We start from the raw sequence: 21,319 nt of genomic DNA, 5'->3' as shown, positions 1-21,319 counted from the left end.
AGGATTCAGATGGTTGCCGCGCGGTCGCGCCGCAGTCGAGGCACCTCATGCTCTTGACGCCGGGATGGGGAACAGTCGGCGGCGGGCCCACAGCGAGACATAGACCAGGCCGACGAGGACGGGCACCTCGATCAGGGGGCCGACGACTCCCGCGAGGGCCTGGCCGGAGGTGACGCCGAACGTGCCGATCGCGACCGCGATGGCCAACTCGAAGTTGTTGCCCGCCGCGGTGAAGGCCAGAGTGGTGGTGCGTTCGTAGTTCAGGCCGATGGCCCGGCCCAGCAGGTAGGACCCGGCCCACATGAGGGCGAAGTAGGCCAGCAGCGGCAGGGCGATGCGGGCGACGTCCACCGGCCGGTCGGTGATGGCTTCGCCCTGCAGGGCGAAGAGGACGACGATGGTGAACAGCAGCCCGTACAGGGCGACCGGTCCGACCTTGGGCAGGAACCGCTGCTCGTACCAGTCGCGGCCCTTGGTCCGCTCGCCGAGGCGGCGGGAGAGATAGCCGGCGAGCAGGGGGATGCCGAGGAAGACGAGTACGTTGCCGGCGATGGCCCAGCCGGACACCTGCAGCGCGGCGCCGTCGAGTCCCAGCCAGCCGGGCAGCACCGACAGGTAGAACCAGCCGAGCAGGCCGAAGGCCACTACCTGGAACACGGAGTTGAGGGCGACGAGGACTGCGGCGGCCTCCCGGTCGCCGCAGGCGAGGTCGTTCCAGATGATCACCATGGCGATGCAGCGGGCCAGGCCGACGATGATCAGGCCGGTGCGGTACTCCGGCTGGTCGGCCAGGAACGTCCAGGCCAGGGCGAACATGAGGGCGGGGCCGAGGATCCAGTTGAGGATCAGCGACGAGATCAGTAGGCGCCGGTCGCCGGTGACGGTGTCGAGGCGGTCGTAGCGGACCTTGGCCAGCACCGGATACATCATGATCAGTAGGCCGAGGGCGATGGGGAGGGAGATGCCGCCGATCTTGACGGCGTCGAGGGCGGCGTCCAGCCCGGGAACGATCCGGCCGAGCAGCAGGCCGGCGGCCATGGCCAGGCCGATCCAGACCGGCAGGAAGCGGTCGAGGCGTGACAGGCGTGCCCCCACCGGCGCGGCGTGATCGGCCCTGGTGGCGGTGCTCATGGACATTCTCGTGGGTTGTCGGTGCTGGCCTGTGCGCGCCGAGCGAGGTCGCTCAGGTGGTGGGCGGCTTCGTCGAGCGCTCGCGGATCGAGGCGGTAGTAGGTGTAGCGGCCGCGAGGCTCGGCGGTGACCAGCCCGGCTTCCCGCAGGGCGCGCAGGTGGTTGGAGATGTTGGACTGGCGGGCCCCCGTGTCCTCGACCAGGTGACAGGTGCAGGCGGGCCCGTCCGCGAGCAGATCGACGATGCGGGCCCGGAGCGGATCGGCCAGCAACCTGATCACATCAGTTGCGCGTGATATCAGCACACGATGATGTTAATCCATGACGGGGCTGCGACCGCCGCCTGTGTGCCGGGATGCCTCGTCGGCCCAGAGCGTCCTCGCCGCCGTTGTTGCTACGGCGCGGTGGGGTCGACGGCGAGCAGGGACGCCAGTTGGCGAAGAATCCCCGGCCGGGCGCGGTAGTAGACCCAGGTGCCCCGCCGCTCGGCGTCCACCAGGCCGGCCTCGCGCAAAGTCCGGAGATGGTGGGAGATCGTCGGGCCGGTCAGCTCGAACGCCGGCGTGAGGTCGCAGACGCAGATCTCGCCGCCCTCGGCGGAGGCGATCATCGACATCAGCTGCAGGCGGACCGGGTCTCCGAGCGCCTTGAACGCCGCCGCGAAGGCCCCGGCCGCCTGCGCGGGCACCGGCCGCTGGGTCAACGGCGTGCAGCAGGGGGTCGCCGCGTTCAGGTCGATGGTGACGAGCGGCGCCGACTGCTTAGACATGCCTCTAGGTTGACATCCTTCTAATCACCGTGCAACTCTCTGATTTGATGGACGTCGAGACAGGTGTGGCGGGGGTGGAGGATCACGTGTCCCGCCTGAGCCCGCCGTCACCTGGCCCCTCTCGGTCTCGCTCGCCGAGGCCCTCGCCCGCCCACCTGATTCGACAGTTGTCAATGCATAGGAGTTGCCTGATGAGCGCCCTGGACGCCCTTCCGGTCGTGGTGATCGGCGCCGGCCCAGTCGGCCTGGCCGCCGCCGCCCACCTGCACGAGCGCGCCCTGCCGTTCCTCGTCCTCGAGGCCGGCGACACCGCGGGCGCGGCGGTGCGCCAATGGGGCCACGTGCGGGTGTTCTCCCCGTGGCGCTACAACATCGACCCCGCCGCGCGGCGGCTGCTCGACGACGCCGGCTGGGTCACCCCCGACCCCGACGCCCTGCCCACCGGCGCCGAACTGGCCGCCGACTACCTTCAACCCCTCGCCGAACTGCCGGCGCTCAAGCCGCACCTGCGCTACGGCGCCCGGGTTGAGGCGATCGGCCGGCTGGGCCTGGACCGGCTCCGCACCGCCGGCCGCGACACCACCCCCTTCCTGGTCCGCCTCGCCGATGGTCAGGAGGTGCTCGCCCGCGCGGTGATCGACGCGTCCGGCACCTGGCGCACCCCGAACGTCCTCGGCGCCTCCGGTTTGCCCGCCCTCGGCGAGGCCGACGTCACCGCGTACATCGAGCACGCGCTGCCCGACGTGCTCGGCGCCGACCGCGACCGCTTCGCCGGCCGCCACACCCTCGTCGTCGGCGCCGGCCACTCCGCCGCCAACACCCTGCTCTCCCTGGCCGACCTCGCCGCCCAGGCGCCGGGCACAGAAGTCACCTGGGCGATCCGCACCACCTCACCGGCGCGCACCTACGGCGGCGGCGACGCCGACGCCCTGCCCGCCCGCGGGGCGCTGGGCTCCCGGCTGCGCGCCCACGTCGACGCCGGCCGGATCCGGCTGCTCACCGGCTTCTCCGTGCACGCCCTCGCCGCGACCGGTGACGACCGGGTGAGCGTCGTGGTGCGGCACGGCAACGGCACCGACGAATCCATCACCGTCGACCGCATCGTCGCCGCCACCGGCTTCCGGCCCGACCACAGCATCGCCGCCGAACTGCGCCTGGACCTCGACCCGGTCATGGGCGCCACCCGCGCCCTCGCCCCGCTCATCGACCCCAACGAGCACTCCTGCGGCACCGTCCCCCCGCACGGCGTCGACGAACTCGCCCACCCCGAGGTCGGCTACTACGCCGTCGGCATGAAGAGCTACGGCCGCGCCCCGACGTTCCTCATGGCCACCGGCTACGAGCAGGTCCGCTCCGTTGTCGCCGCCCTCGCCGGTGACTGGACCGCCGCCCGCGACGTCCAGCTCGACCTCCCGGAGACCGGGGTGTGCAACAGCAACCCCGCCGACTCCGCAGCCGCCGACACCTGCTGCGGCCCCGCACCGGTAACCGAACCGGCGGGACGCGGGCTGGCCACGGGCGTCACCGGTGGACTGCTCGCCGCGCCGCTGACCCTCGTCACGCTCGACGCCGCAACCACCGACAGCCAGGTTGGCGGCTGCTGCGGCAGCTGATGCCCAGCGCCACGACAGTGCCCGCCGACCCCGCCGTCGGCGGGCACTGCCGTCGGCACATCGTCGCGCCGTCACGACAGCCGGTGACGACGTCGCCGTCCGCGCCTCCGCCTTCTGCCGGCCGCACCGTACGCGCACCGGACCGGATGGAGTCGGACGCCGACGCGAAACGCCACCCGGGCCGGTTGCGTGGTGACCGGGTGGCGGCGTGGTTCGAAAGATCAGCCGTGGCGCGCGGCGCGACTTCGGCCTCGGCCGGGCCGCGATCACCGGGTGACCGATGGCGAGCACGACCACATGGGGCCAGGCGGGCGTGCCTGGGACCAGGTCCGTGCGCTGGGCAGGTCTACAGTGCGTCCTTGCTGTGGCGGGCTTCGTCGCTGAGGTGCCGAGCAGCTTGGCTGCCCTGGTCGCGTACTTCGGCCACGCCGCTGGTGGCGGTGTTCTTGATGGCGTCGGTGGCCTGGTGCGCGGGCCCGCGCAGGTTGTCCTGCGCCTGGTGGGCGATGTCCGCAGCCTGTTCCTTGATTGGCCCGGAGTGTGCTTGGGCTTGTTGTTTGAGGCGTCCGGCTACCTGCTGTTCGGTGTTGCTGGACGGTAGTAGGGACGAGGCGAGCAGTCCCGCTCCGAAGGCGATCAGGCCGGCGGCGAGAGGGTTGCCTTGGGTGTGTTGCCTCGATGTCTGGGGCAGGGCCCGGGCGTGTTGTCCGGCGGCGGACAGCGCGTCGGCGGTGTGGTGAGCCGCTTCCGAGGCCTGTTGGGTGCCCGTTTCGCGGGCGTGCCGTGTGGTTCCCATGATGGTGTCGAGGGCGCGGCCCAGGCGTCCGCGGGCCTTGCTCATCGGCGCGGTCACCGCCCTCTTCGGGTTGGCCTTGTGGGCCAGGGCGTCGACGTTGCTGCTCAAGTCACCTCTGGTGGCATCGATCTCGGCGCGGATCTGGTCGGGATCGCTGGTCATGCCGGTCCACCTCCTGCTTTCTCAGCGGCCCCGCAGGGCGTCAGGAATCTCGTGGGCGGTCTGCTTCGTCTTCGGCAGGGTGCGAATCGCGCTGAGCTGCTTGCGCGCCCGGAGGGCGAGAAAGATGCCGACGGCGGCCCACAGCACGGCGACGATCAGTGCCGCCCAGCCCTGGTCCATGACGTTGGACAGGCCCCACCACAGAGCGTGGGACAGGAACAGCAAGGTCAGTAGCGCAGCGACTGCGGCGGCGAGGGCCATGCCCCCGACGGTGCCCGCGGTTCGGGCCTCCTGCCGTAGCTCGGCCTTGGCCAGCTGCACCTCTTGGCGTAGGAGGCTGGACAGATCCCGGCTGGCGTCGGCGAGAAGTTGGCCGATGGAGTGCTGGGTCTTGTCGTCGCCGTCACCCCGGGGCGGCGGTGGTGTGGTCATGGTCCCACCTCATGGCCCGTCGGCCCTTGCCGGACGTAGGGCCTTGCGCCGGCAGAAGGTGGAGCGTGCAGTGCGTCGTCGGGATGCTCCTGCGGTGGGCCGGGCTGCTGGCTGGAGGAACCGTTCTGCCCGCCGGAGAGCGCGCGGGTCAAGCGGCCAGCGAGCAGTCCGGCGACTGCGGCGCCGGCGAGGAAGGTTCCTGGATGGCTGCGGCCGTAGTTGCGAATCTCGTCGAGCAGGTCGCCGGGCTGGCGGTTGTCGAGCCATCCGGCCGCCTGCTGGGCGGCGTCGGCGCCGCGGCGAACCAGGTCGGCCGCGATGCCCTCCTGGTGACCGTCGTCGGCCATCGACCGCAACTGCCCGCCGAGGGCCCGGAGACCGTCGGCCGCCCGGCGCTGCTGTTGTTCGGCCTGCTGCCGGGCCTGAGCGGCGGCTTCCTCGACGAGGTTGCGCGCCTGCCGGCTGGTTTCGGCAACCACCTCACGGCCCTGGTCCAGCGCCTGGTGCGACAGTTGGGCACCGGCTTGCTTCGCGTCGCGGCCGACGCCGACGGCAGCATCGCGGGCCTGCCCGGCCTTGTCGCCCGGTGGATGTGATGATCCGCTGGTCATCCGGTCCCCCTCGTCGATCGGGCGCCATGAACTCTGTGAGGGCGTCTACCCGGGTCAACCGGCCTCACACCTCGCCCGCCCTGTTCCTGTCCCTGCAGGCCAGCAGCTCGTTACGGTCACTGATCAGCAGGTGCGTTTGCTGTACGGCCAGGAGGTCCAGGACCGGTCGGGTGCCACGTCGGGCGGGTCGGCCAGGTGTGGATCGACAACGATGCAGACCGCCACCCGACCGGCCGCCCCTCATCTCCCTCAGGGCGAGACGGCCACGGCGTCGGACGACCACGCCGACGCCTCGTGCCGACTGTCAGCCGTGCGTGGCCGCCGCCATACTTGACGACGAGCCCGAAGGGGCGTTGATTTTCCCGCCGAGGGGCGGGGCAACGGCCTCGCCCAGCGGCCCGACGACATGCTCCCGGAAGGGGCCGCGAACGTCCTCCTCGAACGTGCCCGCGTCGCCGCCGCGGCGGCGCAGGGTCAGCATGCTCACCGCGCCGGTCACCGCCCCTGCCGAGAAGGCAAGGGCCAGCGCCCGCCGACCGACGGAGCTTCTCTTGCGTGCCATGGTGACTCCCTGAATCCGACCTGTCTTCATAGCCCTGATTGTCGGACTCAAACAGCGCATGTCGTATCTAAATCGGCGGAAATCACCGGAGCAAGCGTTCGATCCGGAGGCGCTCGGCGCCTCGTCTGCGGAGGCTGGCGTGGCGGAGTCCGTTCGTGGTTCGCGGGATCCGACGTCGTGCAGATGGCGTAGCGCCTCCGCCCAGGAGCCGCCCAGGCTGGGTGCGTGATAGTCGAGTCGTGCTCGGCGCAGAACCGCCGGATCAGCGGTCGGGCGCGGCGCAGGTTGGGGCGCCCTGCCTCGCCGCCTTCAATCTGACCCGACCGCTGGGCCGGCCGAGGCCGAACGCGGCGATTGCGTGCCGGTGCGACCGAGGCACGCTCGACGGGGGATGGAACCCCCATGGGGCATTCGCGCCGGCCACTTCTTCCGCGTCGACCGTGCCTGGCTCTACCTCACACGAGGATGGGTCCGACTGGTCTATTCCCGCCGCGTCGCCAACGACGAAGCCACCCTGCTTGCAGTCATGGCCGAGGTGGCGACACTCGGCCGTCCGGTCTGCCGGGCGGTCGACGTCGCCACCGGCCTGTCCGCCCTGCTGCTATCCCTGCTCTGGCGGCGGCAGGTCGAGGTCCACTACGTCTCCGGCACCGTCTCGTTCCACGCCGAAGGAGAGAACCATCGCCAAGCCATACTCGCCCTCGCCCGACGACGCACCCGGAGTCACATGGAGACTCCGGGTGTGGTCCTGCGCTGGGACAACGGCGGTTCGGGGAACGTGGCTGAGGGTGAGCCAGTCCCTGCCACCCCAGGTGAACCCCCGGTCGCTAGACTGGGCCCTCGCGCCCTCGTAGCTCAGGGGATAGAGCATCGGTTTCCTAAACCGTGTGTCGCAGGTTCGAATCCTGCCGGGGGCACCTCGATACGCAGCAGAAACGCTATCTGAGCTGGCAATACACACGCCGCTCAATTAGAACAGGTGTGCAGCCGTAGGTCACCGGAAGTCGCCGTTTGTCGTAGGTCGCGGAACAGACGCGGAATGACCTTGAAGTCATCTACCCAGGTCAGCCGACACGATCGGGGCAAGATCCGGAACGGCGACCATCATACGGGCCATGCCACCCCGGTCAGAGCCTCAGAGATCCGGTCGTTGACGGTGGCCTCCGCGCCGTCGATGCACTTGGCGTAGACCTTCAGCAATACGTCAACGGAGTGTCCGGCCCGGTCGGCTACCTCGGTCGCCGGCACACCGGCGTTGAGCCACAGCGACACGGCGGCGTGCCGCAGGTCGTACGGGCGACCAGCCAGCGGAGAGTCAACCTGGCGCGGCGCCAACGCCAGTCGACGCGCCTCATCCCAGATGCGCGAGTACGTCGAGGCCGCTACGACGTTGCCCCGCTCGCTCTGGAACAGCCGGCCGTCCTTGGCGACCCCGAACCGCTCGATGTGTGCGCGCAGGATCGCCACGAGCGCGGGCGGGATCGGCACGCTGCGCGGCTCATCCTCGGCTCGATGCTTCAGCCCTCGATCGTCGTGAACCTCGCCGCTGTCGGTCCACCGCTTGCCCGCCTGGGGTCGACTCTTGGCCAGCGTCAGCCGCCCCCATCCCTTCTCGGGTAGGTCGCAGTCCTGCTCACGTAGCGCCAACGCCTCTGCCGGACGGAGCGCGGCGAAGTACAGGCAGGCGAAGAACGCGACCAGGCGCTCACCACGCTTGGCCCTCCGACCTCGCTGGCCGACGTAGGTGACAGCGATCAGCAGTTCCAACGCCTGCCGCTGGTTGACGACCACCCGGCGATCGACGACCTCGGCAATCTTCTTCCGCTGCGACCGCACCCGAAGCTTGTCGATCGGGTTGAACTCCAACTCTTCCAGCTCGACCGCGTACTGAAGCGCGTTGTAGAACACCGACCGCTTTCGACGCGCGGTGGTCGCGGCGGCCGGCTTGCCGTCGAGCTTCACCACCAGGACGTCGAGAGCACTCCGAACGATCCCCGCCTCCCGGAGATCAGGCAGCGGCAGGGAAGCGTGGCGTAGCCAGCGCACCGCGTCGGCGATGTCCGGCGGCATGTCCAGGCCACGAACTGGCGGCGGCAGCACGTGATTGCGCAGCGCTTGGCGAAGCAGCTCGACCGGCGGCCGGCCGGCGGCGTCCTTGACGAGTGCCGCTGTGACGGCGGCGAGCGCTTCGGTCATGCTGTCGCGGGACTTGGCCGCCGCGCCCGCCCACTTCATGTCGACGTACTTCTTGGCGAAGTCCAGCCAGGTCGTAGCCGCCGGGGTTTCCGTCAGCGAGTCCGGTAGTCCGGTGTCCGTGTCGAAGCCCTCGCCCTGGTTGGCCGCCTGCATCAGGTCCGAGCGGAAACTGTCGGCCAGGGCCCGGGTGACGAACGTGCGGGACTTCTCGCGGCCAGCCACCACCCACCGGACGGTGTATGACCGCTTGGCCTTCTTCGACCCACCAGGCGCGGCAGTGTTGGCTTTGATCGCCCAGATACGGACGCGATGGGACTTCACGCCGCCACCTCGCGCCGCTGCTCCAGCCAGATCCGGAGGTCTTTCCTCGAAATCCGAAGCTCTCCGTTGGGAAGCCGGATGCAGGCCGGGGCGATGCCGAGTTCACGCCACCGGTAGAACGTCCGGCGGGACACGTTGTTGAGCGCGGCGAGCACCTCCGGAACGGTCATCAGGTCGTCATCCACGGTCGGGGTCCTTCCTCCTGTCGAGTCAAGCGGCGACCGGCGTGGAGCCGGCCGGGGTGGTGCCGAGTTCGTGGGCGATTTCCTCGCGGCCGGTGGCGTGCCGCTCGCGGGCAAGAGCGGCGGCGGTGTTGGCGAGCAGGGCGTCACCGGTGGTGTGCCAGCCGACGCCGGCGAAGGTGAGGGTGCCGACGATGAGGGTGGTGTCGTCGAGGTGTTCGACGGCCTGGATGGGTTTGCCGGCGCCCTGGTCGTGGTCCTCGCTGCGGCGGTAGGTGACGCGGGTGTCGCGCAGGAGTTGGAAGGTCACCGAGTAGCGGCGGGCTTTGGTGAGGAAGTGGCCGCCGAAGCCGAGCATGTGCGCCCACCGCCGTAGGCGGGTGTACGGGTTGCCGCTGGCCGGTTTCGACGGTTCGGCGTCAAGGGCGGCTTGACGGTCGGCGACGCAAACAGGACAGGCCGAGTAGCGGCTGTGGGTGCCGCAATCGGGGCACTCCCAGGGGTCGACAAAGCCGGGGCGTGGCCGTGGGTCGCGGGGCCGCTCGGACATGGGCACGGGGGTGCCGGTGGGACGGCCGATGCGCCAACAGGCGTCGATGAGGCGGGCAATGTGGTCGCCGTCGGGGTCGGCGTAGTCGCCGATGGTGTCGACGGTCAGACGGGTGGAGCGGTGCCCGGTGGCCTCGGTGCTCTTGGTGGCGTACTTGGCAAGGTAGCCGGCGACCATGCTGTCAGTGACTTCACCACGTCCGCTCAGCGTGATGGCGCGAATGTCGAGCTGGGTGCCCCAGACGATGCGCCAGCCGGCAGGCCGATCGGGATGCTCAGGGGTGGTGTAGTCGACGCGGGTTGCGGCGTGGCGAATCGCGTCGTCAAGGTCGACGGTAGTGAACCCGGCCGGTGGCGGCACGACGGCGGTGAGGTCGTGCGGGTCGACGCCGTCCAGGCGCACGAGGGCGTGAAAGTGGACCGCGCCGCGTGCTTGGAACTCAGCGGCTTTGCCGTGCGACAACCGGACCGGCGGGACCTTGCGGACCTTCCCCGAGGGAGTGACCACCTCCACCAGAGGGACGCCGCGGCGTCGGGCGAGTTGGGCAAGGTAGCGCTCCGCGGCTTGCTTGGTGCGGTGCCACAGCTTCCCGGCGAACAGATTCCACACGACCTGGTGGTCATGGTCGTAGCAGTCCAGGCAGAGCGGTTGACCGAGGGCGGTGTCGTCGGGTTCGTGGCGTGCCCAGCAGACGGCAGGCCGGCCGTGGGCGCAGACGCCGACGTCGCGGCGAGCATGGCAAGGGTCGGGCCGGCAGTCGCAGCGTTTGCGGTTGGCGCAGGTGTGTCTCTTGACCGACCGGTTGTGCACGGGGCCGAAGGACGGCGCGGTGAAGGTCGGAAACACGGCCGGGTGCCGCGACACCGTCTCGGGTACGCCTTTGCCGCCGACGAGGCCGGCGCGCAGGAGTTGGAAGGCGTCGCGCTGGTAGGTCTGGGCGCAGGCGGGGCAGACGGTGGCACGGCGGTTGCCGCACGCCTTGTAGATGGCGGCGTCGGGCATGGCGTCGGTGTGCCGGGAGTCGAGGATCCGGCCGGTGGCGGGTTCGACGGTGTAGAGGCTGCCCGCGAGCCGGATGGGGCGGGTGCAGCCGGCGGCGGCGCGGACGTGTTCGATCCAGCCGAAGTAGTCCGGCTGGGTCGCGCGTTGGAAGGCGGAGCCGGCGGCGGTGTAGCCGTAGATGGTGGCGGTGGGGTCGGCGTTCGAGCCCACCCCCCGGGCCGAAGCGCGGGGGGTGAGGTCCAGCGTCGACGCCATCAGGCGGCGTCCTTGCGGGGACGAGTGTTGTCGGGGCCGTAGTGGCCCATGAAGACCTCGGTGATGCGTCGGGTGGTGACGATGAGCCGGCAGGCGCCGCACTGGCGGTCGGCCGGCTCGTGTCGGTGGCACGCAATGGTGGTGGTCACCTGGCCGCAGCGGATGGTGACCGGGGTCCGGCAGGGTCCGCCGGGGGTGATGTCGACGATGGTGCGTCGGGTGTCGTAGGGATGCGGCTCGTCCGGCCAGGCCGGGCAGGTGTGAGTGAAGTGCTGGATGTCGACGACGTAGATGGTCATCGGGCACCACCGGCGACGGGGGTGCCGTTCACGGCCGTGTTGTGGCCGTTGATGGAGTGCAGCAGTTCCCGGGCGATACCGGGGGTGACGGTGAGCAGGGCGGCGAGTTCGTCGGCGGTGATGGGTCGGCCGTTGGTCTGCTCGTGCTGGCGGATGGCGAAGCGGGCGGTGGGCACCAGGTGCGCGGGGATCTCCGGCCGGGCGGCCGGGATCGGGGTGAGCGCGGGTGCCTCGATGACGGCCGGCGGGGTGTCGACGACGGCGGTGGTGTCGACGGCCGGCGCGGTGGTGTCCGGCGGTTCGGTTGGCTGCTCGGGGGTGGCCGTCAGGTTGCGGGCGGCGGTGAGCAGGGCGGCGGCTTCGGCTTCGATGGCGGCGAAGTCGGGGCGGATGCGTCCGGCGACGAGTTCCACACCGATGACGAGGACGACGACCAGGGCGAAGACCAGGCGTAGGCCGAGGCTGCCGGGGGAAGCGAAGTTGATGGTTGCCGACAGCAGCGCGGCGCAGGCGAACACGACGAGTGCTCCGCGCTTGGCGTCCTTGGCGATGCCGGAGGTGCGGACGACGGTCAGCATCGACACCATGGCGGCGTCGAAGATCAGCGGGACGAGGTAGGCGAAGTAGCCGGCGTTCTGGGTCCAGAGGTAGTGGGCTTGGTGCAGGTAGCTGGTCAGCAGTGCACCGAGCAGAACGAAGCGGTTGTAGCGCTTGATGGAGCCGATCGCCTTGAGCATGGCGGGTACGGCGTTGCGGGCGTACTCGGCGGCGAACTCCTGGGTGAAGGTGTTCGGGTCAGTGCTCGACATGGGGAGTCACCTCCGGTGCCGGGATGCTGTCGAGGGGGATGAGGTCGACCACGCCGGAGCAGTGGGCGCACATGATCGGGGCCAGGCCCTGGGCGGCGAGCTGCTGCCGGAAGCAGGGCAGGCAGGTGAAGTCGGCGGGGAACAGTCCGTCGCCCTCGCACAGGGCGCAGACCCCGAGGCAGACGGGGCAGGGCTTGTAGGCCGGGCCGAGGATGTCGTGGATGCCGGCGGGGCTGCTGCCCTCGATGCACCACAGGCACGGGTCAGAAAGCTGGAAACTCATCGCACGCCTCCCATGTAGGCCATGGCGATGCCGATGAGCAGGACGACGGCGAACGTGATCAGGACAGCCATCAGTGGCCTCCGGTGCAGTCGAGGCAGGAGCCGGTACGGCGGGGGATGTAGTAGGGCTGCACGACGCCGCAGTGACGGCAGGTGCGACGGGCGCGAAGCGCCTTGGCGATAGCGGTTCGCTGGGCGGGGGTGGCGGTGCGCTTGGGCGCGGCCAGGTCGAGGCGGTAGAGGTAGGCGACCCGGCGCTGTTTGCGGTGCCGCCAGTAGATCTGCGCGATCGGGTTCTGCCCGTTGGGGCGAAGGCCGGCGGCGCGGAGCTGCCGCACGGTGGCCAGGCCGTCCGGGGCGGCGTGGTAAGGGAAGGTGGGGAACCCGTAGCGGGTGCCGTCCGGGTCGTAGAACTCGACCCGGATGCCAGTGCGCTCGGCCAGGGCGTCGAGGTCGCTGCTGCGCACGTCGGTCACGGCTTCTCACCGCCCCATCGCTGTTGGGCGGCTTGCTTGGAGATGCCGAGCCGGGTGCCGATCTCGGACCAGGAGTAGCCGAAGGCGCGAAGGCCGACCACGGCCTCTCCGATGGCTTCGTCGATGTTGGCCGACAGGGCGGCCAGGTCGCGGAGTGCTTCGACGTCGCCGGCGGCGACGCGGCGGCCGTGGGCGCGGATGATGCGCCGGGCGAACGCGGCGAACTCGTCGTTCTCGACGACGTCCCGGCGACGCTGCGACGGGATGCGCGGCGTCAAGGGCTTCTTGACGGTGGTCATCGGTTCCCGCCTTCCTGGGTGTGGAGGCGGTCCCACTCGTCGGCAGCCGCGTTGAGGGCGGTGATGACCTGCTCGGCGGTGCGGGCCGGGTCGTCGTTCCAGGAGTAGGGGGAGGTGTGTTCGTCGAGGAGGTAGCCGTCTTCGTCGATGTGGAAGACCGGCGCGAAGTTGTCGAGGTAGTCGACGAACGTGGCCATGGCGGCGAGGTAGTCGGCGAGGGTGTCGGGGTCGAGCTGGGAGAAGTGCTCGACGCGGTGGCCGGCGCTGGCGATGCCGATGGCCCCGGCGGCGCAGGCCGGCGGGGTGAGGAAGTCGGCGGGGAACAGGTTGTTGTAGTAGGTGCCCTGGTGCCAGCCGTGCCGGCGCAGGTAGAGGGCAGCCATCCGGAGCAGGTCAGCGGGTGTGACCTGGACTCCGGTGGTCGGGTGTTGGGTAGCCTTCATGGCAGCCACGTCCTTTCAGATGGGCTTGGTGGGTGGCCGGCAGGACCGGTGTGCTTGCGAGGCCGATCCGGTCCTGTCGGCCGATTCAGGTGGTGCGCAGCCGCAGGTAGCGGCGCTGGCGGGTGTCGTCGCCGCCCATCGAGCGCGGGGCGGACAGGTAGACGAGTCGGCCGCTGGCCGAGGCGACCTGGACCATGGCGGCGATGTCCTCGGGACGCCCGACGATCCACAGTTCGGTGAACTGGGCGGCCCGCTGGTTGTTGGCACGCGCGTAGGCGTGCTCGCGGGTGGTCACGCCGCCTCCCTCAGGTCGACCCGGCTCAGGTCGGGGATCACGGTGGGAAGGGGCTGCCGGCGGCGGGTCCAGGCGGCGTAGTCGGCGATGTTGTAGATGTCGGTGTCGGTGAGGTAGGCCGCCTTGATGCGGCGGGGAACGCCGCCCTCGGCCAGGAGGTAGGCCGCGCCCTGGTTGGTGGGGGCGATGTCGGAGGCGGTGTAGCCCTGCTCGGCCCAGCCCTGGCCGAGGATGATGTTCGAGCTGTTCAGCGAGGTGCACCGGAACGCGGCCCGGTAGCCGAACAGGTCCCGCAGGCTGGCGGGGATGATGTCCCACGACGGTCGCTGCGTCGCGGCGACCACCGGCATGCCGCAGGCGCGGCCCAACGAGACGAGGCCGCGCAGCAGGGTGGAGAACTCTTCCTGCTGGGCTTTGGTGCCGAGCACCGTGGAGAACATGGCGAGTTCGTCGATGACGGTGAGGATGACCGACATGCCGTCGCCCTCGGCGAGCTTGCGGCGCCGGTTGGCGAGCAGCCAGGTGTAGCGGTTGGTGGCCACGACCAGCAGGCGGCGCAGCACGTCGATGCCCTGATCGATGTCGGGACCGATGAACGCGTCGGCCAGGTCGCGCCAGGGGCCGAGTTCGACGAGCTTGGCGTCGAACAGCACGAGGCGGGTGTTGTCGCACAGGACGCCGTGGCCGCAGATGTTGTTGACCAGGCCGGACTTCCCGCCGCCGGGCTCACCGGCAGCAAGGAGGTTGTGATAGACGACGTCGAGGTAGACGGGCTGACCGAACTCGTCGATCCCGATGAACACCGGGTCGAACATCGACAGGCCAGCACCCACCGGCACCGCAGCAGCGGGAGCGGGGGTCGAGGTGGTCATGAGAGTGCCCTCCCGGGGCGATGTGGGCGCGGGAAGCCACACGAGCGAGCCGGTAATGGCTCCCCGCGTCCGAGGTGGGTTGGAGTCAGATCCAGTCGGCGGTGTCGTCGTCCGGCAGGGACGACGCGGAGGAAGCCGCGGGCTTGCTGCCGTTGGCGGTCGTGGCCGGCTTGCGCGCCGGCTTGCCCTGGGTCGGAAGGGTGATCGTCGGGGTGTCGACGTCCGGCAGGTCCAGGGCGGTGGGCACCGTCAGCGGCGACGCCGACACGGGCGCGTTGCGGTCGATGGCGTCGACCAGCGGGGAGCCCACCCGGGCGTTGAGCACCTCGCGGCGCTTGATGTCGAACCGCAGGTACGCGGCGTTGCTCTCCCCGGCCCGCTCGATGAGCACGGTGGAGGCGTGGCAGGTCACGGCGATCTTGTCGAGCCGCGATTCCAGGTCCTTGGCCGACAGGCCCGGGCGCAGGTACACCCAGACCCGCTCACCGACCGGCGTGGGACGAGCCCACAGGATCAGCGGCAGCGAGCCGGACTGGTTGGCGATGATGAACTGCGCGAAGCACACGCGCAGCCGGTGGCGCACCACCAGGCACCATCCCCACGCCTTGACCTGGCGGCGGACCGGGCCGATGGCGGCCGGAACGCCGACGACCAGGGCGACCACGATCAGGGTCACCACGGTCGAGGTGTGGTTGGCCAGCTGCACCCAGCCGGTCAGCAGCCCGGCACTCAGCAGGGTTTCCGGGGTCCACCACCACAGCAGCCGGATCACCGGCCACACCCGCACGAGCAGCCACACGAGGCCGCCGGCCGGAACGCCGATCAGGGCACCGACGAACAGGGCCACGATCGGGTGCCAGTAGGCGGCGGCCACCACGGCCGACAGGACGCCGACGATGACGGCGGTGAGGATGAACGCCATGCGGGCGTTACGCGCGGAGGAACGGTGAACCTTGGCCTCGATGACCGTCACCGTTCCGGTTGACTTGCCGCCAAAGCGGCGAGGGCTAGACTTGGACACGACGAGTCCTCCCAATGCCAGTTGGGTCGGATGAGTGGCGGCACCGGGGTCGGCAGATGTAGGAGTCAGTACCGACCCCGGGCCATTTCCTTGGGGTTGTCACCACTGCCAGGTGGTGACCGGACCGGGAATGTAGGAGTCAGGAACACTCCCGGAACCGTCTTCGAGATGGGTTCAGCGGACCATCAGGCCGCTTGCGCGGTGGCCACGGACACCAGTGGCACACACAGCACGTCGTGCGAAGTGACCTACTTGGCCGCGGAACCGTTCTTCGGCTTCAGGGACACCGCCCGGAACGCGACGCCGTTACGCCCGTTGGTCGCCCACGGGATGGCCTCCAACTGCTCGACCGCCAGGAAGTCGCCCACCTTCACGTTCGGCTTCTCACCCGCCGTGGTGATGGTGATGACCTCCCCGCCCGTCTCGTCGAGCACGAAGACCTGGGTGGACCACATCAGCCGGCCCGTGTTCTTCTCGGACTTCTGGTTGCCGTTCTGGTCGTTCTTCGGCTCCGGGTCCTTCGACGCCGTCACCTGCTTGCTCGTGGTGTCCACGTACAGCTTCACAACAGACCTCCTGTAGTTGAGCGCGTCCCCAGTGGACGACTGCTCTTGTGCGGCTTTGCTCGCACCTCAAGGAGACATCGAAGGAGGTGACGTCGGAACGGCTTTACGGGGACGCTTGGGACGTTTACAGTGATAGAAACGTCCCCGCCGTGAGGAGCGACGATGGCAAACGAGCGATTGCGAGACGCTCTTGAGCGCTCCCGGATATCTCTCGCCGAGCTGGCACTGTTCACAGAGTGCGACGTCAAAACCGTCAGTCGCTGGCTCGGCGGCAGAGTCCCGCACCCTCGTACTCGCTTCAAAATCGCGAAGCGGCTGAAGGAAGACGAAGAGTTCCTGTGGCCAGGAGCCCGAAGAGCCGCTGACGACACATCGAACTCGGCGGGGATGGTGCAGTTCTACCCGACTCGCGGAGCGGTCCCCCCCAACCTCTGGGACAGACTCTTGGATGAGGCAACGGAGGACGTCGGCATTCTTGTTTACGTCGGGATGTTCCTCACGGAGAAGCCTGATCTGTTGGACCGCCTTCGTGGGAAGGCAAACGCCGGCGCAAGGATCCGAATCCTGCTAGGTGACCGAGACAGTAGCGCCGTAAAACAACGAAGCATCGAGGAGGGAATCGGACGCGAGACGATCTCGGCGAAGATCGACCACGCCAACGCCTTCTTCCGACCGCTGCGCGGCGTGGCAGGGGTCGAGGTGAGAAGGCACTCAACTGTCCTCTACAACTCGATCTACCGTTTCGATAGGGAAATGATCGTCAACCCGCATGTCTACGGCAAGACAGCGCCCATGGCGCCGGCGATGCACCTACGGAAGACTGCAACCTACGGCCTCTTCGATACCTACGCCGCTAGCTTCGAGGCAGTCTGGGAGTCGTCGATGCCACCAGAAGGCGGGCTCTAGCAAATGCCAAAGACCGACTACCTCAACGATCCGCGAGCGCCGCGAGCCAACTCACTGGTGGTAGCTGTGACTGTCTTCGTACAAGATGACGTCGGCCGCGTACTCCTCATCCGGCGCTCTGACAACCGCCTCTGGGCTCTGCCAGGAGGAGCGCAAGATCTGGGAGAGTCGACGGCACAAGCAGCCAGACGAGAAGTCGAGGAAGAAACAGGGCTGCGCGTCGAGCTAACCGGCGTTTCCGGTATCTACTCCGACCCGGGGCATGTCATCGCATACGACAACGGCGAGGTGCGGCAGGAGTTTGCGATCTGCTTTCGTGCCCGGCCAATCGGCGGCGCGCTACGAACCAGTGACGAATCGCCAGAGGTGAAGTGGGTCGAGCCGGAGGCCATCGAGATGCTTCCTATCCACCCGTCCATGCTCCTTCGAATCCGACACGGCTTGAAGGACGCCGCGCCGTACCTTGGCTAGCCGGCCACGGCTTGGAGCCGGCTGCTTGTTCTTGATATCGCGTCGGCTAGGTCCTGCTGGGCGCTGTCGATGAAGGCCGTAACCAGGTCGCCGGGACCATACCGCTTCTTAATCTCGGCAACTCTGCTCGCAAAGTCCGTAGGCTCTCCGTCGGGGGTCGTGGTGAGGTCGCACATCCAAAGCGCATCTCTCACCGGACCTTCTTCGTCGTGGAAGGCAGCTAGCTCTCTGTCAAGCCCACGTAGACGAGCCTCCCTAACAGCACAGGAGTGATGCGCTACCAGGTGGACCAGGCGATCGGGTGCGTCCAAGTCTCGAAGATAGATCGCACCATCCAGCGGATGAAAGCCTGTCGTAGCTAGGTGAGGCGCGTAGCCGACATCGTGAAGAATCGCGGCTGCCTCCAACAAAGGTCCGTCGTCACCGACAGCCGCAGTAAGAGTCCGGGCCTTTAGGGCAACACCCTGAACGTGAGCCCACCGGCGAGGCAGCGTGCCTGAAAGGTTCTGGCGAGAGACCTCGTAGGCCCACGAGACGAGCGACATGTACAGACGATAGCGCCGGCCACGGCTCACCAAAACCGCCTGTCCGGCCAGCTGCCGGCGATGTGGTGCAAAGTTTCTGTACGTCTTCAAGGCGGCCCGACAAGCGGGCCGCACGCGCCGCCGCCAGGGCGCGTGGCCCGGCCCCTCTGCGTTGCGCCAGGGCCGGACCACGCCGAACGCCCGGCGGCTGACGCGGAAAGCGGGAAGCCCGAGCGGGCCGCAGCGGAACGACAGACCGTTGACCGGTGAGGGGTGGGCCGGCAGCCGGCCGGGCCGCGCGGCCACAAGCCCGCCCGGCGTAGGGGAGCGCACGCCGGCCGCGTCGGCGAGCTGACGGCGGTCGCGGGGTTGCGGTTACTGCGCCTCCGGCGGGGGCACTCCGGCTCCAGGATGGCCGGGCTCCGCCGGCGTGTCACTGTCCGTGGGGGTGGCGGTAGGCCATCCCGCCTGCCATCGACCCGGGCGAGCCAAGCAGGCCACCGCCCGACCCGCCAACGTCCGAACCTGTGTCAATGTCCGCTTTACATGGCGGGCCGGGCGGCGGCCCGCTCCCCAGGAGGGCGGGTCGACGGCAGACGGGATGGTGGGACCGGAGTCCCAGTGAGCTAATTACCTACGCGTATTCCCGGGGGAAGCTTGTGGGACGGGAGCAATCCTGTGAGCCATCATCGCGGACGGCGCAGACGGTGACTCGTACCCGCATCACTGCCTTCAACCCGTCTGGGTCGCCGATGCTGAAGTTGTAGTCAAGCCGCGCACTGTTGTTCTGGCCGGACGCGGTCCGGGTAGTCGAGGTCATCTTGACGCTCTTTCCGTCATAGACCTCGAAGTACACCGTAGTGTGGTTGACATTGTCGTCGGGAATCAGAGTCGATGTCTGGACATATCCCTGGATGCCAACGGATCGGTTATACCAGGTGACGGTGCCGCCGGCGTCATCTTGGTAGGCGGTGGGGGCGAGAACGTAGTAGGGGGTAGTGGGGTAGGCCGCCTGGGCTGGCGCTGCGAAGGTTAGGGAAGCCGCTGCGGCCGCTAGAGCTGAAGCACCAACCTTCGCCAACTTGCTGTGGCGAAGTATCGTCATGGTCACGTGGTTCCTCCCGTTGATCGTTGTCGCTATAGCCCGCGCCCAATCCAAGGGATCGAGTACCGCTACTAGCTTCCGGGGAGAGTCTACTTGACCTTGTACGCACCCACTGCCTCTCGGTCGAGACTGGACTCAGCGGCTAGGGCTGAGTGCAGAACGGGAAGTTCTATACCAAACCCGGCTTGCCGGGCCGGACCCGATGGCCCCGAAGGCCTCTGGTACGGAGTGGAAGAACCAGACGCTGGACCGGTTCCTCGACGCGCTGTCCGCGTGGATCGCCGCCGCGCCAGGCTGGTACCGCAACTTCGGGCAGGAGCTTCCTGCCCAGGGTGACTGAGTGTTCCTTGCCCAGGCGCTCGCGGCGGCGGTCGTGTACGAATAAGACACAGACGGCAAGATCCGGAACATGCGCGGAATGATCAACCGTAAGGCCGGGGAGCAGCGTGTGTCTGCCCTGCTAGGAAGCCCGAGCGCCCGGCAGGCGCAATTGCCTTCCTAAACCGTGTGTCGCAGGTTCGAATCCTGCCGGGGGCACCTCGAAGATCAGCCAAAACGTCATCTGAGCAGCGGATACGCTCCCGCGTCGATCGGTCGACCTGTGCAGTCGAATGCCACCCGGAGCCGCCGTTTGCAGCCCTCCGTACAAGATTCGTGCAATGATCTTGGACGCTTGAGCGGCCTTGTTTCCCCAGCTCAGGATCGCTACAACGCGGAGGGGCCGCAGCGTCGCCACGGCCCCTCGCATCCCAGCGGTGATCATCATCGGCTCAACGCCGCCTCGATCCGCTCGTTCATCCTGCTGCTGTCCCCGTCGAGGCACTTCGCGTACACCTTGAGCAGCACGTCGACCGAGTGCCCGGCCCGCTGTGCGACCTCGGGCGCCGGCAGCCCGGCGTTCAGCCAGAGCGACACCCCGGCGTGCCGCAGGTGGTAGGGACGCCCGGCCAGGGGAGACGCGACCCGGTCCGGGGCCAGGCTCAGCGTCCGCGCCTCTTCCCAGACGCGGGAGTGCGTCGACGACGACACCACGTTGCCCCGCTCGCTGCGGAACAGGCGCCCGTCGGCGCCGACGCCGAAGCGGTCGATGTGCGCCCGAAGGATCGCCACCAGTTCCGGCGGGATCGGCACCTCCCGCGCCTCCGTGTCGCCCCGGTGCCAATCGACGAGGACTTCCGGCCTCTCGGTGACTGAAGACTGCTGTAGCTGCTGTAGCTGCACGATTGCCGAAACCCTCTCTTGTAAATCAAGGCGCCGCGCAAGCGCGGCGCACCGCAGCCAGCCGCGCCCGCCTGCTGGCGGCCTCCGGCCGGCATCGGCCGGCGGGGCTGGCTGCGGCACGGGTCGATCTCGGGGCTCGACTACTCCTAGATGCAGGCAGCCCGAAGGATGTCTGCTACCAGCGACCAGGTGGGCTGCTCAGGCAGCTCTCGGCCCTGGTTGCGTGCCCAGCCATCCATGCTGCCGATCCAGCGGGACGCGGCTTCGAGGTACCGGGGCAGGTCGAGGTTCTCCCAGTAGTCCGGAGGCGTAGCCGACTCCTCGGCGAGCGCCCGAACGTAGGCCGCCAGATCCTCGCGGCTCTTCACCGCGCCGGTGTCGTTGAGATCCATCAGCGGATGATTGCTTACCTGTCAAAAGGCCCGCAGTGGCCCTCCGAGGCACTCTCGCAAGGCTGTGACGATCGCGGGATCCCCGAGCACCGCCGAGGGCGGAGCGGTGATCCGTATGCCGCCGGACGACCGCCCGCCAATGCGCAGCCGTGCCAGCTGCATGCCAGCAGCCGGCGTCCCAGACGATCTGCCGAAAGACGACTGCATACATGTCAACCCGTCAGCGGCCCGGGAGAGAATCGTCCGGTGACGATCGTCGAGCCGCCGCAGGTAGTTACAGAGCAGGCCGTCTTGCAGCTCCTGCACCTGGCCTTCCTGGAGATCCGGTTCTACACGGCTCCGGTAGACGACGACCAGTCGCTGGAGACCGTGCTGAAGCGGCGTAAGCAGATCAACGAACTCGCCGACTTGTGCCATGGGTTACCCGGTTGTGTCGCTCCGGAGCGGCGGCATTTGGTGAGCGACAGCTTGAGGTACCTGTGGCGTACCTCCTCTGCCCGGAAGCAGGGCTGGATGCGTTCTCGCTGGGATCACCTCGGCTACGACCATCGCTGGCTTACGGACCCGAGTACGGCAGGTCGGGCGGACGCAGCAGTCGAAGACGCCGGTTCGGGGGCCGTGCAGAGTACGTGCAATGATCTTGATTCGTCCGGCACGTGACCGAAGCGGACGTCCAGGTCAAGGGCACACACGAGCCTGCCTCAGTTGCCTTCCTAAACCGTGTGTCGCAGGTTCGAATCCTGCCGGGGGCACCAG

General features: G+C 68.7%; 29 protein-coding genes and 1 tRNA gene. 6 read left to right on the top strand and 24 right to left on the bottom strand.

Going from position 1 to position 21,319, the window contains the following annotated elements; all coding sequences use genetic code 11:
• Positions 1-45: 45 nt before the first annotated feature.
• The 3 genes from arsB to Q3W68_RS05245 form a co-directional block, all read right to left on the bottom strand.
• Positions 46-1,131: an ACR3 family arsenite efflux transporter gene (gene arsB / locus Q3W68_RS05255; protein WP_302904339.1), complete on the bottom strand. Its 1,086-nt coding sequence runs from the start codon at positions 1,129-1,131 to the stop codon at positions 46-48.
• Positions 1,128-1,436, bottom strand: a complete 309-nt coding sequence (locus Q3W68_RS05250; protein WP_302904338.1) for a helix-turn-helix transcriptional regulator — start codon at positions 1,434-1,436, stop codon at positions 1,128-1,130. Before Q3W68_RS05250 ends, arsB begins: the two co-directional genes overlap by 4 nt.
• A gap of 89 nt (positions 1,437-1,525) precedes the next feature.
• Positions 1,526-1,900 (bottom strand): metalloregulator ArsR/SmtB family transcription factor, encoded by a 375-nt coding sequence (locus Q3W68_RS05245; RefSeq protein WP_302904337.1) that lies wholly within the window; start codon positions 1,898-1,900, stop codon positions 1,526-1,528.
• A gap of 191 nt (positions 1,901-2,091) precedes the next feature.
• Between Q3W68_RS05245 and Q3W68_RS05240 the strand changes: the two genes are divergently transcribed.
• A complete protein-coding gene (locus tag Q3W68_RS05240) occupies positions 2,092-3,513 on the top strand; it encodes an FAD-dependent oxidoreductase (protein ID WP_302904336.1) in 1,422 nt (473 codons plus the stop codon).
• Positions 3,514-3,859: 346 nt separating this feature from the next.
• Here Q3W68_RS05240 and Q3W68_RS05235 read toward each other — a convergent pair whose 3' ends face one another.
• The 4 genes from Q3W68_RS05235 to Q3W68_RS05220 form a co-directional block, all read right to left on the bottom strand.
• Positions 3,860-4,471 carry a DUF3618 domain-containing protein gene (locus Q3W68_RS05235; RefSeq protein WP_302904335.1) on the bottom strand — a complete coding sequence of 204 codons (612 nt, stop codon included), beginning with the start codon at positions 4,469-4,471 and terminating at the stop codon, positions 3,860-3,862.
• Between the two features lie 21 nt (positions 4,472-4,492).
• On the bottom strand, positions 4,493-4,903 hold the full coding sequence (locus Q3W68_RS05230) for a phage holin family protein (protein WP_302904334.1): 411 nt from the start codon (positions 4,901-4,903) through the stop codon (positions 4,493-4,495).
• Positions 4,900-5,514 carry a hypothetical protein gene (locus Q3W68_RS05225; protein ID WP_302904333.1) on the bottom strand — a complete coding sequence of 205 codons (615 nt, stop codon included), beginning with the start codon at positions 5,512-5,514 and terminating at the stop codon, positions 4,900-4,902. The genes Q3W68_RS05230 and Q3W68_RS05225 overlap by 4 nt, the downstream gene beginning before the upstream one ends.
• 304 nt (positions 5,515-5,818) lie before the next feature.
• The gene (locus tag Q3W68_RS05220) at positions 5,819-6,076 is read right to left on the bottom strand and encodes a hypothetical protein (protein WP_302904332.1); all 258 of its coding nucleotides are present in this window, start codon (positions 6,074-6,076) and stop codon (positions 5,819-5,821) included.
• Positions 6,077-6,920: 844 nt separating this feature from the next.
• Between Q3W68_RS05220 and Q3W68_RS05215 the strand changes: the two genes are divergently transcribed.
• Positions 6,921-6,993, top strand: a tRNA-Arg gene (locus tag Q3W68_RS05215).
• 187 nt (positions 6,994-7,180) lie between these two features.
• Here the strand turns inward: Q3W68_RS05215 and Q3W68_RS05210 are convergent.
• The 13 genes from Q3W68_RS05210 to Q3W68_RS05150 form a co-directional block, all read right to left on the bottom strand.
• Entirely contained in the window at positions 7,181-8,593 is a 1,413-nt protein-coding gene (locus Q3W68_RS05210) for a tyrosine-type recombinase/integrase (RefSeq protein WP_302904331.1), read from the bottom strand.
• Complete coding sequence (locus Q3W68_RS05205) at positions 8,590-8,778, bottom strand: AlpA family transcriptional regulator (protein ID WP_030504500.1); 189 nt, start codon at positions 8,776-8,778, stop codon at positions 8,590-8,592. Before Q3W68_RS05205 ends, Q3W68_RS05210 begins: the two co-directional genes overlap by 4 nt.
• A 25-nt stretch (positions 8,779-8,803) precedes the next feature.
• Complete coding sequence (locus Q3W68_RS05200; protein ID WP_302904330.1) at positions 8,804-10,582, bottom strand: replication initiator; 1,779 nt, start codon at positions 10,580-10,582, stop codon at positions 8,804-8,806.
• Complete coding sequence (locus Q3W68_RS05195) at positions 10,582-10,881, bottom strand: hypothetical protein (RefSeq protein ID WP_302904329.1); 300 nt, start codon at positions 10,879-10,881, stop codon at positions 10,582-10,584. Before Q3W68_RS05195 ends, Q3W68_RS05200 begins: the two co-directional genes overlap by 1 nt.
• The gene (locus tag Q3W68_RS05190) at positions 10,878-11,690 is read right to left on the bottom strand and encodes a DUF2637 domain-containing protein (RefSeq protein ID WP_302904328.1); all 813 of its coding nucleotides are present in this window, start codon (positions 11,688-11,690) and stop codon (positions 10,878-10,880) included. Before Q3W68_RS05190 ends, Q3W68_RS05195 begins: the two co-directional genes overlap by 4 nt.
• On the bottom strand, positions 11,677-11,973 hold the full coding sequence (locus Q3W68_RS05185) for a hypothetical protein (protein WP_302904327.1): 297 nt from the start codon (positions 11,971-11,973) through the stop codon (positions 11,677-11,679). The genes Q3W68_RS05190 and Q3W68_RS05185 overlap by 14 nt, the downstream gene beginning before the upstream one ends.
• 70 nt (positions 11,974-12,043) lie before the next feature.
• The gene (locus Q3W68_RS05180; RefSeq protein ID WP_302904959.1) at positions 12,044-12,439 is read right to left on the bottom strand and encodes an RRQRL motif-containing zinc-binding protein; all 396 of its coding nucleotides are present in this window, start codon (positions 12,437-12,439) and stop codon (positions 12,044-12,046) included.
• A 5-nt stretch (positions 12,440-12,444) separates the two neighbouring features.
• Positions 12,445-12,747, bottom strand: a complete 303-nt coding sequence (locus tag Q3W68_RS05175; protein ID WP_302904326.1) for a hypothetical protein — start codon at positions 12,745-12,747, stop codon at positions 12,445-12,447.
• Positions 12,744-13,190 carry a hypothetical protein gene (locus Q3W68_RS05170; RefSeq protein WP_302904325.1) on the bottom strand — a complete coding sequence of 149 codons (447 nt, stop codon included), beginning with the start codon at positions 13,188-13,190 and terminating at the stop codon, positions 12,744-12,746. The genes Q3W68_RS05175 and Q3W68_RS05170 overlap by 4 nt, the downstream gene beginning before the upstream one ends.
• Positions 13,191-13,275: 85 nt before the next feature.
• Positions 13,276-13,485 (bottom strand): hypothetical protein, encoded by a 210-nt coding sequence (locus tag Q3W68_RS05165; protein WP_151010795.1) that lies wholly within the window; start codon positions 13,483-13,485, stop codon positions 13,276-13,278.
• On the bottom strand, positions 13,482-14,357 hold the full coding sequence (locus Q3W68_RS05160; protein ID WP_302904324.1) for an FtsK/SpoIIIE domain-containing protein: 876 nt from the start codon (positions 14,355-14,357) through the stop codon (positions 13,482-13,484). Before Q3W68_RS05160 ends, Q3W68_RS05165 begins: the two co-directional genes overlap by 4 nt.
• A gap of 85 nt (positions 14,358-14,442) precedes the next feature.
• On the bottom strand, positions 14,443-15,330 hold the full coding sequence (locus Q3W68_RS05155) for a hypothetical protein (protein WP_302904323.1): 888 nt from the start codon (positions 15,328-15,330) through the stop codon (positions 14,443-14,445).
• A gap of 296 nt (positions 15,331-15,626) precedes the next feature.
• Complete coding sequence (locus Q3W68_RS05150) at positions 15,627-15,944, bottom strand: hypothetical protein (protein ID WP_151010791.1); 318 nt, start codon at positions 15,942-15,944, stop codon at positions 15,627-15,629.
• A gap of 162 nt (positions 15,945-16,106) precedes the next feature.
• Here Q3W68_RS05150 and Q3W68_RS05145 point away from each other — a divergent pair, with 162 nt between their 5' ends.
• Together Q3W68_RS05145 and Q3W68_RS05140 are read left to right on the top strand one after the other, a co-directional pair.
• Positions 16,107-16,850 (top strand): DUF5919 domain-containing protein, encoded by a 744-nt coding sequence (locus Q3W68_RS05145; protein WP_302904322.1) that lies wholly within the window; start codon positions 16,107-16,109, stop codon positions 16,848-16,850.
• Positions 16,851-16,853: 3 nt separating this feature from the next.
• Complete coding sequence (locus Q3W68_RS05140; RefSeq protein ID WP_302904321.1) at positions 16,854-17,321, top strand: NUDIX domain-containing protein; 468 nt, start codon at positions 16,854-16,856, stop codon at positions 17,319-17,321.
• On the opposite strand, the gene Q3W68_RS05135 is transcribed toward Q3W68_RS05140, so the two are convergent.
• Positions 17,318-17,866, bottom strand: a complete 549-nt coding sequence (locus tag Q3W68_RS05135) for an HD domain-containing protein (protein ID WP_302904320.1) — start codon at positions 17,864-17,866, stop codon at positions 17,318-17,320. The two genes, Q3W68_RS05140 and Q3W68_RS05135, sit on opposite strands and share 4 nt — an antisense overlap.
• Before the next feature lie 613 nt (positions 17,867-18,479).
• The gene (locus tag Q3W68_RS05130; protein ID WP_302904319.1) at positions 18,480-18,956 is read right to left on the bottom strand and encodes a hypothetical protein; all 477 of its coding nucleotides are present in this window, start codon (positions 18,954-18,956) and stop codon (positions 18,480-18,482) included.
• 196 nt (positions 18,957-19,152) lie between these two features.
• On the opposite strand from Q3W68_RS05130, the gene Q3W68_RS05125 reads away from it, so the two are divergent.
• On the top strand, positions 19,153-19,290 hold the full coding sequence (locus Q3W68_RS05125) for a hypothetical protein (RefSeq protein WP_302904318.1): 138 nt from the start codon (positions 19,153-19,155) through the stop codon (positions 19,288-19,290).
• 422 nt (positions 19,291-19,712) lie between these two features.
• Here the strand turns inward: Q3W68_RS05125 and Q3W68_RS05120 are convergent, their stop codons facing one another.
• Both Q3W68_RS05120 and Q3W68_RS05115 read right to left on the bottom strand, forming a co-directional pair.
• Entirely contained in the window at positions 19,713-20,081 is a 369-nt protein-coding gene (locus Q3W68_RS05120; RefSeq protein ID WP_302904317.1) for a hypothetical protein, read from the bottom strand.
• Between the two features lie 236 nt (positions 20,082-20,317).
• On the bottom strand, positions 20,318-20,563 hold the full coding sequence (locus tag Q3W68_RS05115; protein ID WP_302904316.1) for a hypothetical protein: 246 nt from the start codon (positions 20,561-20,563) through the stop codon (positions 20,318-20,320).
• A 246-nt stretch (positions 20,564-20,809) separates the two neighbouring features.
• On the opposite strand from Q3W68_RS05115, the gene Q3W68_RS05110 reads away from it, so the two are divergent.
• On the top strand, positions 20,810-21,223 hold the full coding sequence (locus tag Q3W68_RS05110; protein ID WP_302904315.1) for a hypothetical protein: 414 nt from the start codon (positions 20,810-20,812) through the stop codon (positions 21,221-21,223).
• Positions 21,224-21,319: the final 96 nt, after the last annotated feature.

This window comes from Micromonospora sp. C28ISP2-4 (genome assembly GCF_030519385.1).
Lineage (GTDB): Bacteria > Actinomycetota > Actinomycetes > Mycobacteriales > Micromonosporaceae > Micromonospora > Micromonospora tulbaghiae.
Note: the sequence above shows the minus strand (reverse complement) of the source record. Positions and strands in the feature narration are given on the sequence as shown.